The 22,072-nt window shown below is 68.7% G+C and carries 25 protein-coding genes and 1 pseudogene; 8 read left to right on the top strand and 18 right to left on the bottom strand.

What is annotated here, in order from left to right; genetic code table 11:
* Positions 1-16: 16 nt before the first annotated feature.
* Positions 17-463 (bottom strand): MarR family winged helix-turn-helix transcriptional regulator, encoded by a 447-nt coding sequence (locus QNA08_RS17890; protein ID WP_283742086.1) that lies wholly within the window; start codon positions 461-463, stop codon positions 17-19.
* A 94-nt stretch (positions 464-557) separates the two neighbouring features.
* Between QNA08_RS17890 and QNA08_RS17895 the strand changes: the two genes are divergently transcribed.
* From QNA08_RS17895 to QNA08_RS17920, 6 genes are all read left to right on the top strand, one after another.
* Positions 558-971, top strand: coding sequence for a VOC family protein (locus tag QNA08_RS17895; protein WP_283742087.1), 414 nt, complete (start codon positions 558-560; stop codon positions 969-971).
* Positions 972-1,037: 66 nt separating this feature from the next.
* A complete protein-coding gene (locus tag QNA08_RS17900) occupies positions 1,038-2,132 on the top strand; it encodes a WD40/YVTN/BNR-like repeat-containing protein (protein ID WP_283742088.1) in 1,095 nt (364 codons plus the stop codon).
* A gap of 125 nt (positions 2,133-2,257) precedes the next feature.
* A complete protein-coding gene (locus QNA08_RS17905; RefSeq protein WP_340322333.1) occupies positions 2,258-2,461 on the top strand; it encodes a MoaD/ThiS family protein in 204 nt (67 codons plus the stop codon).
* A 429-nt stretch (positions 2,462-2,890) separates the two neighbouring features.
* Positions 2,891-3,355, top strand: coding sequence for a M35 family metallo-endopeptidase (locus QNA08_RS17910; RefSeq protein WP_283742090.1), 465 nt, complete (start codon positions 2,891-2,893; stop codon positions 3,353-3,355).
* 33 nt (positions 3,356-3,388) lie between these two features.
* Positions 3,389-3,640, top strand: coding sequence for a hypothetical protein (locus QNA08_RS17915; RefSeq protein ID WP_283742091.1), 252 nt, complete (start codon positions 3,389-3,391; stop codon positions 3,638-3,640).
* Between the two features lie 230 nt (positions 3,641-3,870).
* Positions 3,871-4,233: an SPW repeat protein gene (locus QNA08_RS17920; RefSeq protein ID WP_283742092.1), complete on the top strand. Its 363-nt coding sequence runs from the start codon at positions 3,871-3,873 to the stop codon at positions 4,231-4,233.
* A 129-nt stretch (positions 4,234-4,362) separates the two neighbouring features.
* Here QNA08_RS17920 and QNA08_RS17925 read toward each other — a convergent pair whose 3' ends face one another.
* From QNA08_RS17925 to QNA08_RS17980, 12 genes and pseudogenes are all read right to left on the bottom strand, one after another.
* Positions 4,363-5,544 carry a TonB-dependent receptor gene (locus tag QNA08_RS17925; RefSeq protein ID WP_422679950.1) on the bottom strand — a complete coding sequence of 394 codons (1,182 nt, stop codon included), beginning with the start codon at positions 5,542-5,544 and terminating at the stop codon, positions 4,363-4,365.
* A 476-nt stretch (positions 5,545-6,020) separates the two neighbouring features.
* Positions 6,021-6,734: pseudogene (locus QNA08_RS19085) on the bottom strand (TonB-dependent receptor plug domain-containing protein); the annotation flags it as partial.
* A 670-nt stretch (positions 6,735-7,404) separates the two neighbouring features.
* Positions 7,405-7,719, bottom strand: coding sequence for a hypothetical protein (locus QNA08_RS17935; RefSeq protein ID WP_283742094.1), 315 nt, complete (start codon positions 7,717-7,719; stop codon positions 7,405-7,407).
* A gap of 73 nt (positions 7,720-7,792) precedes the next feature.
* Complete coding sequence (locus QNA08_RS17940; protein ID WP_283742095.1) at positions 7,793-8,464, bottom strand: orotate phosphoribosyltransferase; 672 nt, start codon at positions 8,462-8,464, stop codon at positions 7,793-7,795.
* A 29-nt stretch (positions 8,465-8,493) separates the two neighbouring features.
* Positions 8,494-9,558, bottom strand: coding sequence for a dihydroorotase (gene pyrC, locus QNA08_RS17945; protein ID WP_283742096.1), 1,065 nt, complete (start codon positions 9,556-9,558; stop codon positions 8,494-8,496).
* A gap of 2 nt (positions 9,559-9,560) precedes the next feature.
* Positions 9,561-10,841, bottom strand: a complete 1,281-nt coding sequence (locus QNA08_RS17950; protein ID WP_283742097.1) for a hydantoinase/carbamoylase family amidase — start codon at positions 10,839-10,841, stop codon at positions 9,561-9,563.
* Positions 10,838-11,776, bottom strand: coding sequence for a dihydroorotate dehydrogenase (locus tag QNA08_RS17955; RefSeq protein ID WP_283742098.1), 939 nt, complete (start codon positions 11,774-11,776; stop codon positions 10,838-10,840). Before QNA08_RS17955 ends, QNA08_RS17950 begins: the two co-directional genes overlap by 4 nt.
* Positions 11,770-12,612, bottom strand: coding sequence for a dihydroorotate dehydrogenase electron transfer subunit (locus tag QNA08_RS17960; protein ID WP_283742099.1), 843 nt, complete (start codon positions 12,610-12,612; stop codon positions 11,770-11,772). Before QNA08_RS17960 ends, QNA08_RS17955 begins: the two co-directional genes overlap by 7 nt.
* 10 nt (positions 12,613-12,622) lie before the next feature.
* Positions 12,623-13,903, bottom strand: a complete 1,281-nt coding sequence (locus QNA08_RS17965) for a TRAP transporter large permease (protein ID WP_283742100.1) — start codon at positions 13,901-13,903, stop codon at positions 12,623-12,625.
* Between the two features lie 9 nt (positions 13,904-13,912).
* Positions 13,913-14,422 (bottom strand): TRAP transporter small permease, encoded by a 510-nt coding sequence (locus QNA08_RS17970; RefSeq protein ID WP_283742101.1) that lies wholly within the window; start codon positions 14,420-14,422, stop codon positions 13,913-13,915.
* A 33-nt stretch (positions 14,423-14,455) separates the two neighbouring features.
* Positions 14,456-15,487, bottom strand: coding sequence for a TRAP transporter substrate-binding protein (locus QNA08_RS17975; protein ID WP_283742102.1), 1,032 nt, complete (start codon positions 15,485-15,487; stop codon positions 14,456-14,458).
* Between the two features lie 66 nt (positions 15,488-15,553).
* Positions 15,554-16,474 carry a helix-turn-helix domain-containing protein gene (locus QNA08_RS17980; RefSeq protein ID WP_283742103.1) on the bottom strand — a complete coding sequence of 307 codons (921 nt, stop codon included), beginning with the start codon at positions 16,472-16,474 and terminating at the stop codon, positions 15,554-15,556.
* 438 nt (positions 16,475-16,912) lie between these two features.
* Here QNA08_RS17980 and glnA point away from each other — a divergent pair, with 438 nt between their 5' ends.
* A complete protein-coding gene (gene glnA / locus QNA08_RS17985) occupies positions 16,913-18,340 on the top strand; it encodes a type I glutamate--ammonia ligase (RefSeq protein ID WP_283742104.1) in 1,428 nt (475 codons plus the stop codon).
* 26 nt (positions 18,341-18,366) lie between these two features.
* On the opposite strand, the gene QNA08_RS17990 is transcribed toward glnA, so the two are convergent.
* On the bottom strand, positions 18,367-18,585 hold the full coding sequence (locus QNA08_RS17990) for a hypothetical protein (RefSeq protein ID WP_283742105.1): 219 nt from the start codon (positions 18,583-18,585) through the stop codon (positions 18,367-18,369).
* Positions 18,582-18,800: a hypothetical protein gene (locus QNA08_RS17995; protein WP_283742106.1), complete on the bottom strand. Its 219-nt coding sequence runs from the start codon at positions 18,798-18,800 to the stop codon at positions 18,582-18,584. The genes QNA08_RS17990 and QNA08_RS17995 overlap by 4 nt, the downstream gene beginning before the upstream one ends.
* A gap of 342 nt (positions 18,801-19,142) precedes the next feature.
* On the opposite strand from QNA08_RS17995, the gene QNA08_RS18000 reads away from it, so the two are divergent.
* Positions 19,143-19,265 carry a hypothetical protein gene (locus tag QNA08_RS18000; protein ID WP_283742107.1) on the top strand — a complete coding sequence of 41 codons (123 nt, stop codon included), beginning with the start codon at positions 19,143-19,145 and terminating at the stop codon, positions 19,263-19,265.
* 222 nt (positions 19,266-19,487) lie between these two features.
* Here QNA08_RS18000 and QNA08_RS18005 read toward each other — a convergent pair whose 3' ends face one another.
* From QNA08_RS18005 to QNA08_RS18015, 3 genes are read right to left on the bottom strand one after another with little or no spacing between them, the layout of a single operon-like run.
* Positions 19,488-20,273, bottom strand: a complete 786-nt coding sequence (locus tag QNA08_RS18005) for an ABC transporter ATP-binding protein (RefSeq protein ID WP_283742108.1) — start codon at positions 20,271-20,273, stop codon at positions 19,488-19,490.
* Positions 20,274-20,302: 29 nt separating this feature from the next.
* Positions 20,303-21,142, bottom strand: coding sequence for an ABC transporter ATP-binding protein (locus QNA08_RS18010; protein WP_283742109.1), 840 nt, complete (start codon positions 21,140-21,142; stop codon positions 20,303-20,305).
* On the bottom strand, positions 21,139-22,071 hold the full coding sequence (locus tag QNA08_RS18015) for an ABC transporter permease (RefSeq protein WP_283742110.1): 933 nt from the start codon (positions 22,069-22,071) through the stop codon (positions 21,139-21,141). The genes QNA08_RS18010 and QNA08_RS18015 overlap by 4 nt, the downstream gene beginning before the upstream one ends.
* Position 22,072 lies beyond the last annotated feature (1 nt).

Raw genomic sequence — 22,072 nt, forward strand, 5'->3', positions numbered from 1 at the left:
GTGAGGAAGAGGCTGCTTACAGCAGCGCCTGGAGGCTTCCGCGCAGGCGATCGGCCTCTCCTTCCGGCAGACGACGATCAAGCTCCGCGTGTGTCCGTTTCCAGATCGGAACGGCGCTCGCAAGCAGGGCGCGGCCTTCAGGGGTGAGTCTCATCAGGCGGCTGCGTCGGTCCTCGGCATTGACCATCAGCTCCACGAGGCCGCGGCGCTGCAGCGGCTTCAAGGCGGCCGTCAGGGTCGTGCGGTCCATGGCGAGCAGCGAGGCGACGGCGCCCATGCCGGCCGGCTCGGGACGATTGAGCGACATCATCAGCGAAAACTGCCCGTTGGTCAGATCGAGCGGCCGCAGGGCTTCGTCGAAACGGCGTGCCAGCGCACGCGCCGCCCGCTGCACATGGAGGCAGAGGCAGGAATCGCGCACGAACTGGGTAGTTTCAAAGGGAACGCCGACCATCTTTGACATGGCGGAATAATGTTGATATCAACTTTTCTCGTCAAGCCCGAGTTGGGCTCAGAGCCGTTGACCGTAACGAATGCCATTCGAGGGAGGACATGCCGTGGTTGTCCAACCCTACCTGTTCTTCGACGGTCGCTGTGCCGAGGCGGTGGAATTCTACCGGAACGCCCTCGGTGCCGAGGTGACGATGCTCATGCGCAACAAGGAGGCCCCCGAGGCGCCCCCGCCCGGGATGCTTCCGCCGGGGTCCGAGGACAAGATCATGCATGCGAGCCTGCGCATCGGCGAGACGACCGTGATGGCGTCCGACGGGCGATGCACGGGGCAGCCGAGCTTCCAGGGGTTCTCCTTGTCGATCTCGGTGCCGAACGAGGCTGAGGCGGATCGCGTGTTCGCTGCGCTGGCCGACGGCGGGCAGGTGCAGATGCCGCTCGGCAAGACTTTCTTCTCTCCGCGCTTTGGCATGGTTGCCGACCGCTTCGGTGTGTCGTGGATGGTCATCGTGCCTGCCTGACCGCATCTGGGTGGCGCGAGCCGGCGGTAGAGGCGCATTCCATTCGGCGAACTGTCGGAGGCGACAATGACGACGAAGGTATTGGTCCTTCTCGGGACGAAGAAGGGCGCGTTCATCCTGGAGAGTGACGCCGGGCAACGTTCCGACGGGCGGTCGTGGCACCTGCGCGGCCCCTATTGCGAGACGTGGCCGATGAACCACGTGATCGCCGACCCGGCGACAGGCACCATCTACGGTGGCGGCGGCAATGAATGGTTCGGCCCGGCGGTGTGGAAATCCACCGATCTGGGAATGACCTGGACGCATTCGAGCGACGGCCTCGCCTACGCGGCCGGAGAGCAACCCATCAAATCGGTCTGGAGCCTCGCCCAAGCCCGGGGGCGGCTCTATGCGGGCGTCGAGCCCGCGGGGTTGTTCCGGAGTGATGACGGCGGACGGACCTGGCGGCATGTCGCCGGGTTGCGCGATCATCCGTCGCGGCCCGACTGGCAGCCGGGCGGCGGCGGGCTGATCCTGCATTCGCTCGTCCTCCACCCGGAGGACGAGAAGCAGATCTGGGCCGCGATCTCCGCTGCCGGCGTCTTTTACACGGCGGACGGCGGCGCGACCTGGGAGGCCCGGAACCGGGGGACGCGGGCTGACTTTCTGCCGGAGGGGCAGAATTATCCCGAGTTCGGCCAGTGCGTGCACTGCCTCGTGATGGCGCCGGGCATGCCCGATCGCCTCTATCAGCAGAACCACTGCGGCATGTATCGCAGCGATGACGGCGGCCGGAAGTGGGAGAGCATCGAGGCGGGCCTGCCGTCGAGCTTCGGCTTTCCCGCGGCGGTCCATCCCCGGGATCCGGAGACGCTCTATCTCGTGCCGCTCAACGGCGACACCGCCGGACGCTTTGTGCCGGACGGCAAGGCCGCGGTCTGGCGCACGACGGACGGCGGCAGAACCTGGCGTGGTGAGCGCAAGGGCCTGCCCCAGGAGAACGCCTTCATCGGCGTGCTGCGCCAGGCAATGGCCACCGATCCCCTCGAGCCGGCCGGTGTCTATTTCGGTACGACCTCCGGCTCGCTCTACGCCAGCGCCGACGAGGGCGAAAGCTGGACCTGCCTCGCCCAGCACCTGCCGGCAGTGCTATCCGTGGAAACGCTCGTCGTGGCGGCGTAGTTGACGTCGCGCGACCGCAGAGGGAGGCCGTCATGCCGAAAGAGGCTCTGGCGCCGATGCCGCGGCCGGTCCTGGTCCGGCTTCCGGTTCTCCTCCTGAACCTCTTCCCGACAGCCGAGCGGAGAGTGGAACTCTCCGTCGCGACGGTCGGCGAACTGGTCGACGCGCTCGAGGCCCGCTGGCCCGGAATGCGCGACCGGATCTGCGATTCGACTCCGGCCATCCGGCGCCACATCAATGTCTTTGTCGACGGCGAGCGCGCCAGCCTCGACACGCGCCTGGCGCCGGGCGCAGACGTCTTCATCCTGACGGCAATCAGCGGGGGCTAGACCGCCGCGACATCGGACCGGGTCGGTCCGATGTCATGAGCCTGATCAACCGCGGAAGGCGGCCGCCCAATCCGGCCAGTCCGGCGGGGTGCCCAGAGAATGGCTGCACTCCAGGACGTCGGGGCCCCCCCGTCCGCGGGGCCGGCGGGCGCGCCAGCTACGCCTTATACACGCGCACGCGCCCCGTTTCGATGAGCAGGACGTCCCCCGACGTGTCCTCCGGCTCCAGCAGGAGGGGGCCGGTCTCGAACGATCGTCGCGGGACCCGGTCGAGCAGTCCCTGCCGCAACAGCAAGTCGACCAACTGTCTCCCGGGCGTCGCAGCCTGACCAGCCCGGCCAACGCCGGTAAGCGACGGTCCCATCCGTCAGCTACACCACCATCAGGGACACGACCTTCGCGCCATCCGGGACTACCGAGCTACCGCCTGTGCAGAGCCGGCTGTCATGGCGCTGCGCGCAGAGCTTCTTCGTCAGCACGCCGCAGTTCAACATCCGTCAGGACACGCGCGAGACGCGGGGCACCATCGCCCATGTGCAGGGCGCCAGCCTCAATTGGCCCGACTGGCGCATCCTGCCGCCCTCGATGTGCTCGCGGCCGATGAGCGGCCTCACCGGCATCGGCGTCGTCAACCCGCTGGTCAGCGCCATCCGCCGCTTCACGCCGCCCGATGGAATCAATCTCTACGACCAGGCGCATTTCGGCGATCCGGATGACAACAACCGTGCTTCCACCATCGTGAACGAGTCCTCGCATCTGGTGCTCGGCACGGACGATCATGCCTCCGGCTATGAGCCGGCTTTCACCCGCCTGTCGCCGACGCAGACGCTCTACAATGCCGACAGCTACGGCCTGTTCGCGCGGGCGGTCTGCGAGAGGGACGGTGCGCCGTGATGGGCGGGAACAGGAATTCGACGGGGGATGGGAGTGGCCGACGCGAGCACGATCACCGCCTGGCGCGGCGCTGGCTTTCAGTACGGCAGCCTGCGGCTGTTGCATGTGAGCATGACGGCGGCAGGCTCCATCGCCCTCAGGCGCGAGATGCGGCGGCACCTCCCGCGACCTTCGGTGCCCGTGCTGATCGGCGCCGCCGATCTGCACTTCACGGCGCCGGTGGTCGACGATCTCGGCGTGGTGACGGAGGCGGTCGACTGGGCCTTCTCCCTCGAAATGGCCTGAACCGGCCGGGTCGCCATCGTCCGGTCGCTCGGCGATACCCCGGTGCGCCGCCTCCCATGATCAGGGCCGCCTTCCCGCCAACCGCCGGTCGTCGGTTCGCGAAGTGTTGTTCGCGCACCTGGCCGCGAGCGGCCTTGAACGGGGCGGTGCCCGAGCCTAGATCGAAAAAGAGCGCGTGCTCTGCACGCGATCTGTCTGCTCTGGTTGATCTTCACGTGTGGAGGTTGGTCATGGCAACGACGCTGATGGAAGGCAGAAGACCCCAGGACTGGGTCAACCTGGTCCTTGCCGCGTGTCTGTTCTTCTCCCCCTGGATCGTCGGCTTCTCGGGCGAGACCATGCCGGCGTGGAACGCCTGGATTGTCGCCGTGGTATTCGCCGTGGTCACGATCGCAGCGCTCTCGGCCTTCGCCGAATGGGAGGAGTGGCTGAACGTGGTGCTCGGGGCCTGGATGATCGTGTCGCCTTGGGCGCTCGGCTTCGCGAGCAACATGGGCGCGCTGTGGACCCATGTGGTTCTGGGCGTGCTGACCGTTGCCGCATCGGGCTGGGCGGTCTGGGACTATCGACACAGCCCGCATGCCACCGCTTGACCACGGGACGCATGACCCGAGACTGGAGTCCGCTGCCGAGACAGCGGGCTCCTTCATTGCGAGCTTCCCTTCCACCGACGGCCCGTCCGCGGTGCAACCATGCCGGCCCCGCCTGCAACGGGCCGCTGGTCAGAGCGGCACGCGCAGGCTCAGGACGATCGACCGGGGCGCTCCGGGGCTGATCTGCGAGTTGGTCGAGGCTGCTTCGAAATATCTGGCGTTGAACAGGTTGTTGACGGAGAGGTTCGCCTCGAACCGCGGGTGCTTGTAATAGAGCCGCGCGTCCGTCCTCACATAGCCGGGCAGCCGCACCGTATCGTCCGCCGTGGCGTAGCGCGCGCCGACATAGGTCAGGCCGCCGCCGATGCCGAACCCGGCACCGATCTCGTAGTTTGTCCAGACCTGCGCCGCGTGGCGCGGCACGTTGGCTGGGCGCGCGCCGACAGGGAAGTTGTTCGACTTCGTGATCTCAGCGTCGATGTAGGTGTAGGCGGCCCGCACATCCCAGCCGTCCAGCGGCTTGGCGACGAGATCCACCTCGACGCCCTGATGCCGCTGCTCGCCGACCGCGAGGCGGACATTGGGGCGGGCGGGATCGTTCGTTGCGACGTTGGCCTTGTCGACGCGGTAGAGGGCGAGGCTGCCCTGCAGGCGGCCGTCGAACCAGTCCGTCTTGGCGCCCACCTCGATGAGGTCGGTGCGCTCGGGCCTGAGGTCGGCGAGGTTCTGCGAGAAGAAGAAGCTGCTACCCGTCGGCTGATAGCTGCGGCTCGCCGTGCCGTAGAAGGAGAGCTGCGGCAGCGGTCGGTAGACGAGCCCGAGGCGGGGACTGAACGTGTCGTCCGTCCGCTGCAGCACCTGACCGTTGAGGCGGCTGAGCTGGTGCTGATCGAAGCGGTCGACACGGGCGCTGGCGAGGAGGTGCCACTCCTCCGAGAACTTGATCTGGTCCTGCAGATAGGCACCGACGGCATGCTCGTGAACGCCGCGTCGATGGCGGCCGTCGTGAAGGTCGGGCGCGGCGCCGTGTGGACAGGGTTGAAGATGTCGATCGACGGCGCGGCCGCGTTCTTGCTCAGGAAATCGCGCTCCTGGCGGCCATATTCGAGGCCGGCCAGCACCACGTGCTCGGCACCGAGGAAGCCGAAGCGGTGGGTCGACTCCAATTGGTCGAAGTAGTTGCGCTGGGGTACGGAGAAGAAATTGTAGCTGCGGCTGAGCGCCCGACCATTCGCCGCGAGTGTGCCGTTGCGCGTGCCGAGCTGCTCGATGTCGGCATCGCTCACCCGGAAGACGTTGCGCAGCGTCCAGTCCGTCGTCGGCGAATAGGTCACGGCCACGGTGCCGTTGACGACATCGGCGCGCTGGTAGTCGAACGGCTCACCGAGGAAGGTGCTGCGCGGCACACGGACGGGCCGCCCCTGGAAGGAGGGGATGCCCCGGTCGGGCGTACGTTCGTCGTGCAGGTACTCGATCTGGCCGAGCACCTCGAGATCGGCCGAGGGCCGGTAGGCAAGGGACGGGGCGATGAAGTGGCGCTGCGAGTCGACGAAGTCGCGGAAGCTGTCGGCATCCTCGATGGCGCCGTCGAGGCGATAGAAGAACGGCGTGTCGCCGATGCGCCCGCCGAAGTCCCCTTCCAGGCGCTTGTAGCCGAAGCTGCCGCCCGACAGCGTGAGCGAGCGCGCGGGATCGCTCGGCGGCTTGCGCGTGATGAGGTTGAGGAGGCCGCCCGCCGAGCCGCGCCCGTAGAGCGCGGCCGAGGGTCCCTTGAGCACCTCGATGCGCTCGATATTGGCGAGGTCCCGGTACTGCTGGAAGGCGTCGTCGCGCACGCCGTCCTTGAACACGTCCGTGAGCGCCGGGAAGCCGCGGATGGTGAAATCATCGCGCGCGCCCTCGCCCTGCAGGGTGAAGACGCCGCTCGCGAGCGTGGCGACGTCCTTCAACCGCTGCGGATTCCGTTCCTCGATCACCTCCCGCGGGATCGCCTGGATGGCCTGCGGGGTCTCGATGAGCGGCGTCGGCGTCTTGAGCGCGGCCGAGAAGCCGGGGGGCAGGGGGCCGAGGAAGCCGCCACCAATGGTCAGCCCCGTCACGTCGATCGCCGGCAGTTCGATGGCGCCCGCGGCCGTGCGCGAGACGCTGTCCTCGGCCGCAGCCGGCTGCATCGCTGCCAGGGCGAGCGCGGCGCCGAGCGCCGTCGTCGCGAGAAAGCCGGCCGTCAAGGCGCGGGCCCTCCCGCATGTCATGCAGGATCGGGACTGGTGATCGTCACTCATCATTGGCTCCTGTCGGCTGGGTGCAAGGCCCGCCCACGCGTGGATACTGGAGGGATGGAGGCCGCCTTCTGCGAGGCGGCGGTCGCGCAATCCGCACAATCGCGGACGCTTCCCGCGAGGCGCTCGTTCGTCGACGGATCGAGGTTGGAAGGGGAGTTGGCGGCGCGCGGGCTGACGCGGCCATGATGGTGTCGGGATCCGGTCCGCGCATGCAGGCATGCGCCGGGGAGCCGCCCCTGCGGAACGGCTATCCGCTTTCGCCTCTCGTGCCAGCGGCCTTCGCCGCGACCGCTGTGGCGCTGATGCATGGGATATTGGTGAAGCCCGGCGGTGGCTGGCACATGTCGCTGACGAGGGATTTCGATCACAACCCGCGCGGGTGCTAGGTTGAGTCAGCCGCCGAAGCAAGCTGCCGCCGGTCTTTTTCTGTCCAATGTTCGTTGCAATGCGAAAGTGTTGTATTCGTTCAACATAATGAAATGAGAATAATTTAAATTTCTGATGCCGTTCGGTCCGATGATGGCATGCGCGGCCGCGGGCTTTGCTGGCACCTCTTTCTCTGCCGCCCCCGAGGCGCGGCCGGGTCGAGGAGGACAGGCCGTGCCGAGATGACGGGGGGACGCTTCTCGCCTGAACCTCATGCTGGCACCCCGGAAGCCGCTTCAGCGGCTGTCCGGGGCCTAGAACCGATTACGGTGGAGCATGAGCGCAGCGGGCCGCCGCGCCTTGCGATCACCCGCATCGGTTCTGGAACTGCCGCCGCGGTGGCCCCTTGGGTCGCATCAGGCCGTGGTCGCTCGGGACGATGGTGGTGTTTCGGCGCGAGCCTCGGCCGGTGACGGGGCGGCCCGGGAACGAGGACATATCCGAAAGCTGCGCCGCGAGCGCCTCACTCGGCGATGGTGCGGAATGCGAGCGCGTCGAGGATCTTCACCTTCTCGCCCTCCGAGGCTGCGGCATAGGCCGCGGCCTGTTCGAGGAGCTTCATCGTCGTCTCGCGGGCGGCGTGGGCGACCTCCGCCGGGAAGGGCTCGCCGTAGTAGCGGTCGATGAGGCTGTCGAGAGCCGTGACGAGGAGCTGCCGCAGCGCGGCATCCGGCGCGCCCGAGCGCGCATCCTTGGCGCACATCTCGCGCAGGGAGGAATAGGTTCGGATGCCCTCGTTCTGCTGACGGAACCAGTCCAGCAATTCGCTCGTCGTCATCGCTCCCTCGCGAAGAATGGCGGCCGCGCCGCCCTGGGATGGGGCCGACGTTCCCGCCCGGCCGCGGCCGGTCTCAGAAGTCGGCCTTGCCACCGTGCCTGGCCGACCACTCGGCCGGGGCATGGAGAAACCTCTCGACCTCGTCGAGCGTGCTCGCCGCGAAGTAGCTGCGCGAGCGCGCCTCCTCGAGCACGTCCCACCAGGTGGCGAGCGCGTGCATCTTGATGCCGTGCTCGGCGAGCGTGGCCGTGCTCTCCTTGAAGATGCCGTAGTGGAACACGACGAAGGTGTGCGCCACCTCGGCGCCGGCGCGCCGCAGCGCCTCGGCGAAGGCGAGCTTGGAGCGCCCGTCCGTCGTCAGGTCCTCGACGAGCAGCACCCGCGCGCCCTCCCGGATGTCGCCCTCGATCTGCGCGTTGCGGCCGAAGCCCTTGGCCTTCTTGCGCACGTAGAGCATGGGCAGCATCAGCCGGTCCGCGAGCCAAGCCGCGAAGGGAATGCCGGCCGTCTCGCCGCCCGCCACGGCGTCGATCGATTCGGTGCCGATCTCGGCGAGGATCTGCTCGGCGGCGAAGTCCATGAGCCGCCGGCGCAGGCGCGGGAAGGAGATGAGCTTGCGGCAGTCGACATAGACGGGGCTCGCCCAGCCCGAGGTGAAGATGAAGGGCTTTTCGGCGTTGAACTGGATGGCCGAGACCTCCAGCATCATGCGCGCCGTCTGGGAAGCGATGAATTTCCTGTCCATGTCTCTCGGCCTCGGTCTCGCGTTGTCTCTCAGGCGGCGGCCGAAGCGCCGGCAGCGGTCTCGATCGTCCAAGAGATCTCTTCGCCGCCGCGGAACACGTGCACCGCGTCGCCCGACGGGAGATGGACGTCCTCGGCCACGAACCGCGACCGCTCGACGAGCGTAACGGTGCCCTCGTTCGGGGGCAGGCCGTAATGGCGCGGACCGTTCAGGCTTGCGAAGGCTTCGAGCTTGTCGAGAGCGCCCTCCTCCTTAAAAACCTGCGCATAGCACGCGAGCGCTACCGGCGCCACGAAGAGCCCGGCGCATCCACAGGCGGCTTCCTTGGCCCGGCGCGTGTGCGGTGCCGTGTCCGTGCCGAGAAAGAAGCGCGGGTTGCCGGAGGTCGCAGCCCGGCGCAGGGCGAGGCGGTGCTTCTCGCGCTTGGCGACAGGCAGGCAGTAATAGTGCGGGCGGATGCCGCCGGCGAAGATGGCGTTGCGGTTGAAGATCATGTGGTGCGGCGTGATGGTGGCGCCGACGCCTTCGCGTGCCTCCGTCACATAGGCCACGCCCTCCTCGGTGGTGACGTGCTCGAGCGTGACCTTGAGGCCGGGATAGCGCCTGACGAGTGGATCGAGGACGCGCTCGATGAAGACCGCCTCGCGGTCAAAGATGTCGACCGCGGCGTCGGTCACCTCTCCGTGCACGAGAAGCGGCACGCCCGCCCTTTCCATGGCCGCAAGCACGCGGTCGACCTTGGCGAGGTCGGTGACGCCGAAGTGCGAATTCGTGGTCGCATGCTGGGGGTAGAGCTTGACGGCGGTGACGAGGCCGCGCCGGTGCCCCTCCAGGACGTCGGCAGGGTCGGTGTCGTCCGTCAGGTAGAGCGTCATCAGCGGCGTGAAGTCGCTGCCCGCAGGCAGCGCCGCCAGGATGCGGGCGCGATAGCCTTCCGCAGCGGCGCTCGTCGTCACCGGCGGCACGAGGTTCGGCATGATGATGGCGCGGGCGAACTGCTCGGCGGTGTAGGGCAGGACAGCCGCGAGCATCGCATCGTCGCGCAGGTGCACGTGCCAGTCGTCCGGGCGGCGGATGGTGATCGTCTCGGCCATGGTCATGCCCCTGCGGTCAAGGTCTCGTACAGAAGGTCGACGCCGGCGAGGAAATCGTCGATCTCCATCGCCTCGTCCGGGTTGTGCGACCCGTTCTCGTTTCGCACGAAAACCATCGCCGCCGGAATGCCTGCGTTGGCAAAAACGGCGGCATCATGGCCGGCCCCGCTCGCGATCGTCTCGGCGGGCAGGCCGAGGCGCCGGGAGGCGGCGAGAAGCCGCCCGACGAGCCGCTCGTCCATGCGCGCGGGCGCTGCGTCCTGCCTCGTGTCGAAGACGAAGGTGACGCCGCGCTCGCGGGCGATATTGGCGCATTCCGTCCTGAGCAGCACGTCGAAGGCTTCGAGCGTCTCGTGGCTCTGGCTGCGGATCTCGAAGCTGAAGGCGACCTCGCCCGGGATGCGGGTGGTGGCGTGCTCGGCGGGGTCCGTGCCGACGACGCCGACGGTGACGACGAGGTCGAGGCCGCGTTCGAGCAGCACACGCCAATGCTCGTCGAGCCGCGAGACCAGCTCGGCGAGGGCGAAGACCGGGTCGCTGCGCAGCCAGCGCGGCACGGCGCCGGAATGCCCCGCCCGCCCATGGCACACGAGGCGCTGATAGCGGATGTTGCCGCGGATGCCGGTGACGACCGCCGTCGGCCAGCCGCGCGCCACCATCACCGGGCCCTGCTCGATGTGCAGCTCCAGGAAGCCGGCGATGTTGCGCTTGTCGATCAGCGGCCTGCCCTCGCGCACGCCCTCGACGTCGATGCCGACGCTCGCGAGGGCCTCGCCGAGCGTGCGCGCGCCGCCGCGCTCCTTCAGTCCGAGATCGGCCGCTCGCAGGGCGCCAAGGAGCGCGCTCGAGCCGATATAGGGCTTGCCAAACCAGGGCGATTCCTCGCCGCGCAGGCCGATGACGCGCACGGGGCAGGGTGGCGTGACGCCCTCGCTGCGCATGCGCGCGAGGCAGATGAGGCCGGCGAGCACGCCGGCCGCACCGTCGTAGTTGCCGCCGCGGGGCACGGAATCGAGATGGGAACCGACGAGCATGTAGGGCCCGGGGGCCTCGTCCGGCAGCGAGAGGACCAGATTGTCGCCGGCGTCGCGGGCGACGGCGAGGCCCTCCGCTTCCGCAAGGCGGGCCACCGCCGCCATCGCCGCGGCCTCGCCCTCGGCGAAGGCCTGGCGCGTGATGCCGACGCCGTCGAAGCCGAGGTGGCGCAGGTCATTGAAGGCCTGGGCGGCGAAAGCGTGCCAGTCGCGCGTGTTGCGCCGCAGGGAGGCTACGGGCGCGTTCACGACGCGGCCTCCGCCACCTGCCCGTCAAAGCCCGCGTCGGCGACGGCGCCGACGAGATTGTTGACGTCGGCAATGCCGCGCCGTCGGCAGAAGGCGGCGAGACCGTCGATCACGCCGATCATGGCCGTCGGCCGCACGAAGGTCGTGGTGCCGACCTGCACGGCGCTCGCCCCGGCGAGCAGATATTCCACGGCGTCCTCGGCGGTGGCGATGCCGCCGCAGCCGATGATGGGAATGCCGAGCCTGGCGGCGCACTGATAGACCATGCGCAGCGCGATGGGCTTGATCGCCGGCCCCGAGAGGCCGCCGAGCACGTTGCCGAGCTTCGGCCGGAAGGTGTCGGTGTCGATGCGCATGGCGAGGATCGTGTTGGACACGACAACCGCGTCCGCTCCGCCGGTCTCGGCGGCGCGCGCCACAGCGACGATATCGCCGGTATTGGGCGTGAGCTTGACCCACAGGGGCAGCGACGTCGCCCGCCGCAGAGCCTCGGTGACCTGGGCGGTCAGCCGCGGCTCCATGGCGAAGGACTTTCCGTCCTCCTCGATATTGGGGCAGGAGATATTGGCCTCGATGCCGGCGACGCCGGGGATCGTCAGCGCCCGCGCCATGGCCGCGAAACCGTCCACCGTGGGCGCGGAGATGCTGACCACGAGCGGCGGCGAGAAGCGCGCGTAGAACGGCACGACGTGCTCGATGAAATGGGCGAGGCCCTTGCTCGGGATACCGATCGAATTGAGGAGCCCTTCCGCGCTCTCGCAGACGCGCGGCACCGGATTGCCGGCGCGGAAGTCCTGCGTGATCGTCTTGGTCACGAAGGCGCCGAGGCGGTTGAGGTCGAAGACCCTGTCGAGCCCCTCGGCGAAGGTGCCGGAGGCGGGCATGACGGGATTGGCGAGGGCAAGCCCGCCGACGTCGACTGCGAGCTTCACCATGACGTCGCCTCCTTCAGGTCGAAGACCGGCCCGTCCCAGCACACGCGCCGGTCGACGAGGCGCCCGTCGACCTCGAACTTGCGCACGCAGCAGAAGCACATGCCGAGGCCGCAGGCCATCTGCTGTTCGAGGGCCACCTGGCCGGCGATGCCGCGGCGGGCCGCGACATCCTTGGCGAGGCGGAAGAGGCGGTTCGACCCGCAGGTGAAGACAGCATCCGCACGGCCCGCCTCGGCGAGGCCGTCAAGAAGCGCGGCGACCCGCGCCGGTTCACTCGATCCGTCGCTGTCGAGAACCGGCACGACCTGCGCGCCGATGGCGGCGAAGCGCTCCGCCGACATGACGAGATCGGCCCGCCGCGCGCTCAGAATCGCCGTGACGGCGATGCCCAGCGCGTGCGCGGCCTCCGCGAGCGGCGCGAGCGTGGCGAGGCCGACGCCGCGACCGAGCACGACGATGGTCCGCCAGGCGGGATCGAGGCGAAAGCCGACGCCCAGCGGCCCGAGGATGTTGAGCTCGTCGCCGGACGCGAGCGCCGTGAGCGCCCGCGTGCCGAGGCCGGTGACCTTGTAGAGGAATTCGACCGTACCCGTCGCCGGGTCGGCGCGGTATGTGCTCATCGGCCGGCGCAGGTAGGGTTTGTCCTCCCCATTCGCGGGGCAGAGCAGGTGGAAGAACTGGCCGGGCTCGGCGAGCGTCGCCGGCGCGCCGGCGCGAAGCACGAGATGCCGGTACTCGGCATTGACGGCGACGTGGCTCACGACCTCCGTCGGGCAATCGGAAACGGCGGGGGCGTTCGCGGCCCCGGCGGGCCGCGTAGCATGCGCTTCGAGCATGGCTTGCTCCTCAGTAGCCGAGCAGTCGCGGCAGCGCCGTCGAGATGGCCGGCACGTAGCTGATGACCATCAGCACGGCGATGTTCGTCAGGATGAAGGGCCAGATGCCGGCGATCACCGTCTCCACCGGGCGGTTCAGCGCCGAGGATGTGACGAAGAGGTCGAGCCCGAAGGGCGGCGTGATCATGCCGATGCAGATGTTGAGGCAGACGAGCACGCCGAAGTGGATCGGGTCGATGCCGAGCGCGGTCGCCACCGGAAAAAGCGCCGGCACCAGCACGACCATGATCGAGTTCGGGTCGATGAACATGCCGGCGATGAAGAAGACGATGTTCACCGCGAGCAGGAAGACGACCCAGTTGACGTGCAGGTCCGTCAGGAGGCCGAGCAGCATGTCCGGCAGGCGCGCGAGCGTGACGAAATAGGAGAGGAGCGAGCCCATCGCGAGCAGGATGAAGACCGCGACGATGGTGAGTGCGCTCTGCTCCGCCACGCGCATGACGTCCGCCAGCCCGAGCTTGCGGTAGATGCCGACCTCGACCAGGAGCGCATAGGCGACCGCGACCGCCGCCGCCTCCGTGGCGGTGAAGAGGCCCGAGTAGATGCCGCCAAGGATGATGAGGGGCATGCCCAGCGCAAGCGTCGCCGCCTTCGTCGCCTCCCACCGCTCGGCGGCGGTGGCGCGCGGCAGCGGCGCGATGTTCTCGCGGGCGGTGACGAGGCGCACGTGCACGAGGAAGCCGATGCCGAGCACGATGCCGACGACGAGCCCGCTCGCGAACAGCGCCGCGACGGAGGTGCCCGTGAGCCAGGCGTAGACGAGCAGCGTGATGCTCGGCGGGATGAGCAGCGCGCATTCGGCGCTCGACGCGATGAGGCCGAGGGAAAAGCGTTCAGGATAGCCGTTGCGCACCAGCTCGGGATGCAGGAAACGGCCGAGCGCCGCCACCGTCGCCGGCGCGGAGCCGCAGACGGAGCCGAAGGCCATGCAGGAGACGACGGTGGTCTGGCCGAGGCCGCCGGTGCGATGGCCCATGTTGCGCTTGACGAGGGTCATCAGGCGCTCGGCGATGCTGCCGCTTGCCATGAGGTCGGCGGCGAAGATGAAGAAGGGGATGGCGAGCAGCGTCGAGACATTGACGCCGCCCACGAGCTTCTGCGCAATCACCGCCTCGGGGATGTTCGGGAAATCGGTGAAGCGGGCGAGGACGCTCGGCACGCCCATGACGAGCAGCATCTCGAAGCCGAGCGCCAGCATCACGGCAGCGAGGAGGCACAAGAGAATGAGCATGGCCGTGTCTCAATGGTCCTGGCCGCGGTCGGCGAACGCGAAGCGGTTCGCCGGGCCGACGATTTCAAGGACATAGCGCAGGGTCAGCAGGGCGAAGCCTGCGGGCAGGGCGGCGTAGAGCCAGATCATGGAGACGTCGAGCGTCGGGCTCGTCTGGCCCATGCCACCGACGAAGCGCGCGAAGTCGTAGCCGAGCTTGGTGATATAGGCCGAGAAGGCGACGCCGGTGAGATTGATGACGAGGCCGAGCGCCCGCCGCGGCCCCTCCGGCAGCCTGTCGAAGAGCGCGGTCATGGCGATCTGCCGACCCTTCTCGAGGGTGATGCCGAGGCCGAGGAAGACGAGCCAGGCGAGAGCGAAGAGCGCGAGTTCCTCCATCCAGACGAGGTGCAGGGACCAGGACGGGACGATGAGGCGCACGAGCACGTTCACGACATAGCCGGCCGACATGAGGATGAGGAGGAGGCCGATGACGTGTCGTTCCAGCGTGCGCAGCACGTCGAGCGGGCGGCGGGACATGGGCAGCGGCCTCCGTGGCAAGGTCGGACGGGATCAGTTTGCGAGGCCGAGGCGCTTCATCTCGGCGTCGTAGATGTCGAGCACCTTGATGCCCTCAGCGCCGGCGCGCTCGATGTAGGCCTGCTTGGCAAGCGGATACATGGCGCTGCGCCACTTGGCGCGCTCGTCGTCGGGCAGGGTGCGGACGGTCATGCCGCCCGCCTTCATCTTCTCGAGCGCCTCGGTCTGCACCGCCTCCTTCATCGCCTCGACCTGCGGACGGACTTCGTCGAAGGCCTTGGCGATGACGTCGCGGTGCTGGGCAGGCAGGGCGTTCCACCAGGCGGGGTTGAAGAGGACGATGTCCTCCATGGCACCGTGGTTGGACACCACGAGCTCCTTCTGCACCTCGTTGTACTTCATGGTGGCAATGGTATCGAGCGGGTTCTCCTGGCCGTCGATCACGCCCGTCTGCAGGGCCGTGTAGAGCTCGCCGAAGGGAATGGAGACGGCCGCCGCGCCAACGCCGGCGAACTGCTGGATCAGGATCTTCGAATCCATGACGCGGAACTTCTGGCCCATGAATGCCGACACGCTGGTGAGCGGCCTGTTCGACGTCATGCTCTTGCGCCCGTTCGGCCAGATGGTGAGCGCCACGAGGCCGCGCTTGGCGAAGGAATCGAGCACCGTCTTGCCGAAGGGACCGGATCGCAGCTCCTGCGACTTGGCACGGTCCTCCGGCAGGAGGAAGGGCAGGTCGAGCACGGACACGACCGGGTTGAAGCCGCCGAGGAAGGCGGCCGGCATCACCGTGCCCTCCGCCGAGCCGAGCTGCGTGCCCTCCACCATCTGGCGCGCGTTGCCGAGCTGGGAGGCCGGGAAGAGCTGGAACTCGACCTCGCCGCCGGTCCGCTCCTTGACGAGCGCCGCGACCTTCTCGAGGCCCTTGTGGCGCGGCTGCGAGGCGGCTTCCAGATGGCCGATCTTGGCGACGTACTTCGCCTTCGGCGCCTGCTGCGCCTGGCCGGGCAGTGCCCCGGCCATGACGAGCGCGGCGGCGATGACGATCCCCCTGCGCGAGAACATCCCTTGCTCCTTCCGTGCGGTGGTTGAGAAAAGCGTATCCACTTTTTGAGACATGTCTAATTTTTTTTACGGAGCCTCGCGCAAGGCCCCGTCGCCCGTCGTCTGCAGGAGCCGCATGAGGCGCCTCGCCCCGTCGGCGCCCTTGCGCGCACGCTGCCAGAGCGTCCCGATCAGACCTTCAAAGAGATGCACGGCTTCGGGCGTCTCGGTGACCATGGCGACGCCGTTGCGGATGTTGGGGTGGTCGGCGAAGCGGAAGGGGCTCATCGCCACGAAGGTGCGGCCCTTCTGCCGGAAGATCTGGAAGGTCTGCTGCGGCAGGGTCTCCTCGACGAGGCCGATCTGGATACCCATGGGCTCCTCGCGCATCATGTCGGCGAGGCGCTTCACCTCGCGGCGCGCCACGGCGCGCCGCTCGGCCCACACCTCGGGCGCGAGGTCGAAGCGCCCGATGACGCCGTCGCGCAAGAGCCGTTCGAGGTCCTGCAGGCCGACGATGCTGACGATGAGCGGCTTGCGGCGGCCCGCATGGCCGCGCCGCTCCTGCAGGATGCGGATGAGTTCCTCGACCTGTCGCGCAGCTGCGCCGTCCCCGGCGTCGGTGGGGGTCGATTCCCGGATCGCCTCCGCCACCGCCCGGGCATAGTCGTCGGAGGAGAGGAGGTAGGAGAAGGGCGAGAAATGCGCCAGGACCTGCTCGGCCTCCTCCTCGAGCTGGCGCATGCGCTCGAAGTAGGCCACGGCATTGTCGTAGTACTCGACGCTGACGCCGAGCAGCGAGGCGACCGAGACGTCCAGCAGATCGGCGATGCGCTGGATGGTCTCGATCTTCACGACCTCGCCCTTCTCCAGCCGGTAGATCGCTGCACGCGACAGGCCGAGCCGGTCGGCGATGTGCTCCGCCGTGAGGCCGCGCCCCAGGCGGTAGGCCCTGAGCCTGCGTCCGATCTCCAGGAAGCGCGTCTCGTTGCCGTCCATCGGCGCCATCAGCCCTCTCCCGGCAGCGCGGCGATGGACCGCCCCGCGCGGCTCTCGGCCTCGGCGCGGGGGAGGCCGCCAGGGCGGCAGGGAGGGAGATCGTCGCAAGGAGGCATGAGAGTCCGCGCCGATGGTGGCCGGAAACGAACCGCGCTCCCGCTGCGAGGCCGTGGCCGTGCTTCCGGGAGTGATCCGCCCCGTATCGTTTCGTGAGACTTGTTGAAAAAATTAGATGGGCGCGTGCGATGAAGTCAATGTGCCCTTCTGCTGAAATGCGGGGCTGCACTGCCCACGGGGCGGGCAGGCGCGGTGGGCCATGGCCGCCTCGCCGCCGAGCCGGGATTCGTGGTAATTTTGCACAGAACGTCCGCAGCCCGGGTGCGCCGCGCCGCGATCGCCGGCGAGCCTCCGGCACGGCGAGCCGCGACCTTCGCCCGGGGGTGGCCGATGGCGTACAGCTGCAAGACCCCAGCCGACGTTCTCCGCGTCGTCGCCGACGACCAGATCGAGATGATCGACCTGCGCTTCACCGATCTCCCCGGCCTTTGGCAGCACTTCTCCGTCCCGCCCCGCGCCCTCGATGCCGAGAGCTTCTCTGCTGGCATCGGCTTCGACGGCTCGTCCATCCGCGGCTTCCAGGAGATCCAGGAAAGCGACATGCTGGTGGTGCCGGATCCGGAGACCGCCTTCCTCGATCCCTTCGCGGAGGCGCGGACCCTGGTGCTCATCTGCGACATCCGGGACCCGGTTGCCGCGAGCCCGTACAGCCGCGACGTCCGCTACGTCGCCCGCAAGGCGGAGACCTATCTCGCGGGCACGGGGATCGGCGACACCGCCTATCTCGGCCCCGAGCTGGAGCACTTCGTCTTTGACGGCGTGCGCTATGACCAGGGCACGAACTACGGCTTCTACGAGATCGCCGCGCGGGAAGCGAACTGGGATGCGCGGCAGTCGGAGGGGAACGGGCCGGGGCACAAGCTGCGCGCCAAGGAAGGCTATTTCCCGACGCCGCCGGCCGATGCCCTCAGCGACGCCCGGGCCAGCATGGCGCGCATCCTCGAGGAGATCGGCATCGCCGTCGAGGCGCATCACCACGAGGTCGCGGCCGGCGGGCAGGGCGAGATCGACATGCGCTTCACGACACTCACGCGCATGGCCGACAACGTGATGATCTACAAGCACGTGGTGAAGAACGAGGCGCGCCGGCGCGGCATGACCGCGACCTTCATGCCGAAGCCGCTCTTCGGCGACAACGGCTCGGGCATGCACGTGCACCAGAGCCTCTGGCAGGACGGCCGGCCGCTCTTCGCCGGCGACGGCTACGCCGGTTCGAGCGAGCTCATGCGCCATTATATTGGCGGGCTCCTCGTGCACGCGCCGGCGCTGCTCGCCATCTGCGCTCCCACCGTGAATTCCTACCGGCGGTTGGTCCCGGGCTTCGAGGCGCCGGTCAACCTCGGCTATTCGCAGCGCAATCGCTCGGCGGCCTGTCGCATTCCCGTCTATTCGCCCGACCCGAGGGCCAAGCGCGTCGAGTTCCGTTGCCCGGATCCCGCCTGCAACCCCTATCTCGCCTTTGCGGCCATGCTGATGGCCGGGCTCGACGGCATTCGCCGGCGTCTCGACCCCGGCGAGCCCATCGACGAGAACCTCTACGAGCTCTCGCCGGAGAAGCGCGCCGCCATCCCCTCGACGCCTGCCTCGCTCGAAGCCGCGCTCGACGCGCTCGAGGCCGACCACGCCTTCCTCCTCGAAGGCGGCGTCTTCACGCCCGACGTCATCGAGACCTATCTCGCCTACAAGCGCGCGCGGGAGATCGACGAGATCCGGCTGCGGCCCCATCCCTACGAATTCGTGCTCTATTACGACGTGTGACTGGCGAAAGCCCGCGGAGCCCAGCCTCACCATTCCGGTTGCAGCATCACGGGGCTCGCCGGGAAGAGGGCGATGAGGTCCGCCTGCCGGCTCGCCTGGGCCTTGCGGAAGAGATTGCGCAGGTGGAAGGTGACCGTCGAGGCAACGCCGAATTCCTCGACGATGTCGCAGCGCAGGTCGGGCTCGTCTTCGACGCAGAGGATGACGGGGCGCCGCCGCTCGGCGGTTTCGACTGTGGTCGTCATGCGAAGGAACTCGTTCGGAAGGGAAGGTCGCGCGGCAGGCTGAGCGTGAAGGTCGAGCCCTGTGCGCCGACCATGGCCAGGACCTCGCGCGCGAGCACGCCCTCGAAGGTCTTCTCGCCATCCGTCCAGGCGGTCGATGTCCGTATCGTCCTGCGCGCGAGGCGCTCGAGCATGGGGCGGTCGAAGACGGATGCGTCGCCCTCGTTGGTGGTCATGATCGCGCCGGTGATGCGCAGGAGGACCGGGCCGGTGGGCGCGGGGAGGGGCTCGGCCCTCGCGGGGACGCGGAGTGCTCCGACCGACGTCAGGCAACAGGCGGCAAGCGAAAGCACGAAACACACGGCGCCCCCAGGAAAAAATGCCGAGGTATTCCGTTATCCTATTCGCCCTTCCCGCGCCTGTTGCGCCCCGCCCACGCGTGACAGGCGGCGAGTGCGACGGGCGATGGGGATGCTCTCGGTCTGTAGTCGAGAGCCGCGCCCGTGCACCCGTCGGAACGGAGGGGGACAGGCGCCCGCTCGCCAGCCTGTTCGATAACCCGACGCAGTGTTGCCGGCGTGCCGGCCTCCGCGGGTGCGAGTTTCGTCGGGCGGCTGGAGTACCGGTGTTCGATCATGCTCACGGCCGCCATCATCTATGTCGTGGTCAGCTGGTTCGTCGTGACGTCGAAGCACCGGTGAATGCGCCGGCACTGCTTGGTGGCGCCCGGCTGACCAGGGCCCGGTCGGATGGGATCCCACGGGGACAAGCGTCTCACTCCCCACGCCGCCACGGTGGACCTGCCACGCTTGCAGCCGTTTCGGCGGCTGCAAGCGTGGCCTCCTTGCGCGCCTTTCCCTTGCCGGCGGCAGAGCGGTTGGATGCGTGGCCGCGATCGATGGCGGAGCGATGCGCCGCGCCAGCTACTGAGCCGCAATCCCGGCCGGCTGCGCGACAGGCTCTCCTCGCGAAAAGCCCCGGCTCGCGGCGATCAGCGTGCGGGCGTAGTCGCTCGCCACCGTGCCGGCGCGCAGGGCCGCGGCCGTCGTTTCCTCCACCGTCTCGCCGTGGCGCATGACGAGCAGGCGCTCGCACAGGTAGGCGACGACGGCGAGGTCGTGGCTGACGAGCACGTAGGTCAGCCCCCGCTCCCGGCGCAGGCGGTCGAGGAGGTTGAGCACCTCCGCCTGCACGGAGGCGTCGAGGGCCGAGGTCGGCTCGTCGAGCAGGAGGATCTTCGGTTCGAGGATGAGGGCGCGGGCGATGGCGACGCGCTGACGCTGCCCGCCGGAGAGCTGGTGCGGATAGCGGAAGCGGAAGGAAGGGCCGAGGCCTACGTCCTTCAGCGTCGCGACGATGCGCTCCTCGGTGTTGCCGAGGCCATGGATAGCGAGCGGCTCGGCGAGGATCTGGTCGACGGTGTGGCGCGGATGCAGCGACCCGTAGGGGTCCTGGAAGACCATCTGCACCGTGCGGTAGAAGGTCTGGGAGCGTGGGTTCGTCACGGCCGCGCCGTCGACCGCGATGCGCCCAGCCGCCACGGGCGCGAGGCCGCAGACAGCGCGCAGGATGGTTGATTTGCCCGAGCCCGATTCGCCTACGAGGCCGAAGGATTCGCCCGGCGCCACCGCGAAGCTGACGCCCTTCACCGCATCGACGCGCATGCGCCCCGTGCCGAAAACCACGTCGAGATCGGCAATTTGCAACATGGAGCCCTTCATCGTCGTCTGGCTCGAGATCATCCGGCCCAAGTCGGGTCGCGCAGGAGGGTGGGCAGAGGTCTGACGTCCGCCGCGAGCGTCGGCAGGCAGCGCATCAGCCCCTGTGTGTAGGGATGGCGGGCGCGGGCGAGGGCGCCCGCCGACATCTCCTCGACCACGCGGCCCGCATACATGACAAGCACGCGGTCGCAGAAGGAGGAGACGAGCTTCAGGTCGTGCGAGATGAAGATGAGGCCCATGCCGCGCGCACCGACGAGCTCGTCGAGAATGCGCAGCACTTCCATCTGCACGGTCACGTCGAGCGCCGAGGTGGGCTCGTCGGCGATGAGCAGGTCGGGATCAGTGACGAGCATCATGGCGATCATGGCCCGCTGGCCCATGCCGCCCGACACCTCGTGCGGGTAGAGGGAGAAGACGCGCGCCGGATTGCGCATCTTCACGGCCTCGAGCATGGCGAATGCCTTGTCCCGCGCCTCGGCCCGGCCTGCCTTGCGGTGCGCCCGGTAGGCCTCGACGATCTGCTCGCCGATGGTCATGACCGGGTTGAGCGAGAACTTGGGGTCCTGCATCACCATGGTCATGCGGCCGCCGCGCAGCGCCCTGAGCGTCCGACGCGGGGCGGTCAGGAGATCCGTGCCGTCGAAGACGAGGCGGTCCGCCCTCACCTCGCCCGGCGGCGGCGTGAGGCCGAGGATGGCGCGGCCAGTCTGCGACTTGCCGGAGCCCGACTCGCCGACGATGCCGAGCCGCTCGCGCCCGAGCGTGAAGGACAGGCCGCGCACCGCCTCCACCGTGCCCGTGCGCAGGTGGAAGCGGACCTTGAGGTTCTCGACCTCGAGCAGGGGCTTGCCGGTCATTTCGCCGCCTTCGGATCGAGGACGTCACGCAGGCCGTCGCCGAGCAGGTTGAAGCCCAGGCTGACGACGAAGATCGCAAGGCCGGGGAAGGCCGCGACCCACCACTGGTCGATGACGTAGTGGCGTCCGGTGGCGATCATGGCGCCCCATTCCGGCAAGGGCGGCTGCGCCCCGAGGCCGAGGAAGCCGAGGCCGGCGGCAGTCAGGATGATGCCCGCCATGTCGAGCGTCACGCGCACGATGACGGAGGACATGCACAGGGGCACGATGTGGTTGGCGATGATGCGCATGGGCGATGCGCCCTGCAGACGTACCGCGGCGATGAAGTCGCTGTTGCGGATCGTCAGCGTCTCGGCGCGCGCGATGCGCGCGTAGGGCGGCCAGGCCGTGATGGCGATGGCGATGACGGCGTTCTCGATGCCCGGCCCGAGCGCCGCCACGAAGGCGAGCGCCAGCACGAGCCGCGGGAAGGCGAGGAAGATGTCGGTGAGGCGCATCAGCGCCGTATCGACGAGGCCGCCGAAATAGCCCGCCACGGTGCCGACGAGGAGGCCGACGGGCATGGCGATGATCGACACGAGCAGCACGACGCCGAGCGTGATGCGCGCCCCCGCGACGATGCGCGAGAAGATGTCGCGCGCCTGGTCGTCGGTGCCGAGCCAGTGTCCGGCAGTGCTAGGCGGCAGCAGGCGTTCCGTGCGCAGGTCGCCGCCGGACAGCGGCGGATGCGTTTCGAGAAGGGGGGCGAGGAGGGCCACCAGCACGAGCAACAGCACGACGGCGAGCCCGAGCATGGCGAGCGGATTGCGGGCAAAGGCGCGCCAGCCGAGATAGGCGCGCCCCAGGCGCGCCTGCAGGCGCGAGCCGGGCTCGGCGGACAGCAGCCAGGCACGCAGGCCAGCAGGGTTCGAGAGGGACGTCTCGGCCATG

It is taken from the genome of Chelatococcus albus, from assembly GCF_030067675.1.
Classification (GTDB): Bacteria; Pseudomonadota; Alphaproteobacteria; order Rhizobiales; family Beijerinckiaceae; genus Chelatococcus_A; species Chelatococcus_A albus.

Coding starts and splice junctions, on each gene's coding strand:
- QNA08_RS17890 (WP_283742086.1), bottom strand. CDS start 463: ATGTCAAAGATGGTCGGCGTTCCCTTTGAAACTACCCAGTTCGTGCGC.
- QNA08_RS17900 (WP_283742088.1), top strand. CDS start 1,038: ATGACGACGAAGGTATTGGTCCTTCTCGGGACGAAGAAGGGCGCGTTC.
- QNA08_RS17920 (WP_283742092.1), top strand. CDS start 3,871: ATGGCAACGACGCTGATGGAAGGCAGAAGACCCCAGGACTGGGTCAAC.
- QNA08_RS17935 (WP_283742094.1), bottom strand. CDS start 7,719: ATGACGACGAGCGAATTGCTGGACTGGTTCCGTCAGCAGAACGAGGGC.
- QNA08_RS17940 (WP_283742095.1), bottom strand. CDS start 8,464: ATGGACAGGAAATTCATCGCTTCCCAGACGGCGCGCATGATGCTGGAG.
- pyrC (WP_283742096.1), bottom strand. CDS start 9,558: ATGGCCGAGACGATCACCATCCGCCGCCCGGACGACTGGCACGTGCAC.
- QNA08_RS17955 (WP_283742098.1), bottom strand. CDS start 11,776: ATGGTGAAGCTCGCAGTCGACGTCGGCGGGCTTGCCCTCGCCAATCCC.
- QNA08_RS17960 (WP_283742099.1), bottom strand. CDS start 12,612: ATGCTCGAAGCGCATGCTACGCGGCCCGCCGGGGCCGCGAACGCCCCC.
- QNA08_RS17965 (WP_283742100.1), bottom strand. CDS start 13,903: ATGCTCATTCTCTTGTGCCTCCTCGCTGCCGTGATGCTGGCGCTCGGC.
- QNA08_RS17970 (WP_283742101.1), bottom strand. CDS start 14,422: ATGTCCCGCCGCCCGCTCGACGTGCTGCGCACGCTGGAACGACACGTC.
- QNA08_RS17975 (WP_283742102.1), bottom strand. CDS start 15,487: ATGTTCTCGCGCAGGGGGATCGTCATCGCCGCCGCGCTCGTCATGGCC.
- QNA08_RS17980 (WP_283742103.1), bottom strand. CDS start 16,474: ATGGCGCCGATGGACGGCAACGAGACGCGCTTCCTGGAGATCGGACGC.
- glnA (WP_283742104.1), top strand. CDS start 16,913: ATGGCGTACAGCTGCAAGACCCCAGCCGACGTTCTCCGCGTCGTCGCC.
- QNA08_RS17990 (WP_283742105.1), bottom strand. CDS start 18,585: ATGACGACCACAGTCGAAACCGCCGAGCGGCGGCGCCCCGTCATCCTC.
- QNA08_RS17995 (WP_283742106.1), bottom strand. CDS start 18,800: ATGACCACCAACGAGGGCGACGCATCCGTCTTCGACCGCCCCATGCTC.
- QNA08_RS18005 (WP_283742108.1), bottom strand. CDS start 20,273: ATGTTGCAAATTGCCGATCTCGACGTGGTTTTCGGCACGGGGCGCATG.
- QNA08_RS18010 (WP_283742109.1), bottom strand. CDS start 21,142: ATGACCGGCAAGCCCCTGCTCGAGGTCGAGAACCTCAAGGTCCGCTTC.
- QNA08_RS18015 (WP_283742110.1), bottom strand. CDS start 22,071: ATGGCCGAGACGTCCCTCTCGAACCCTGCTGGCCTGCGTGCCTGGCTG.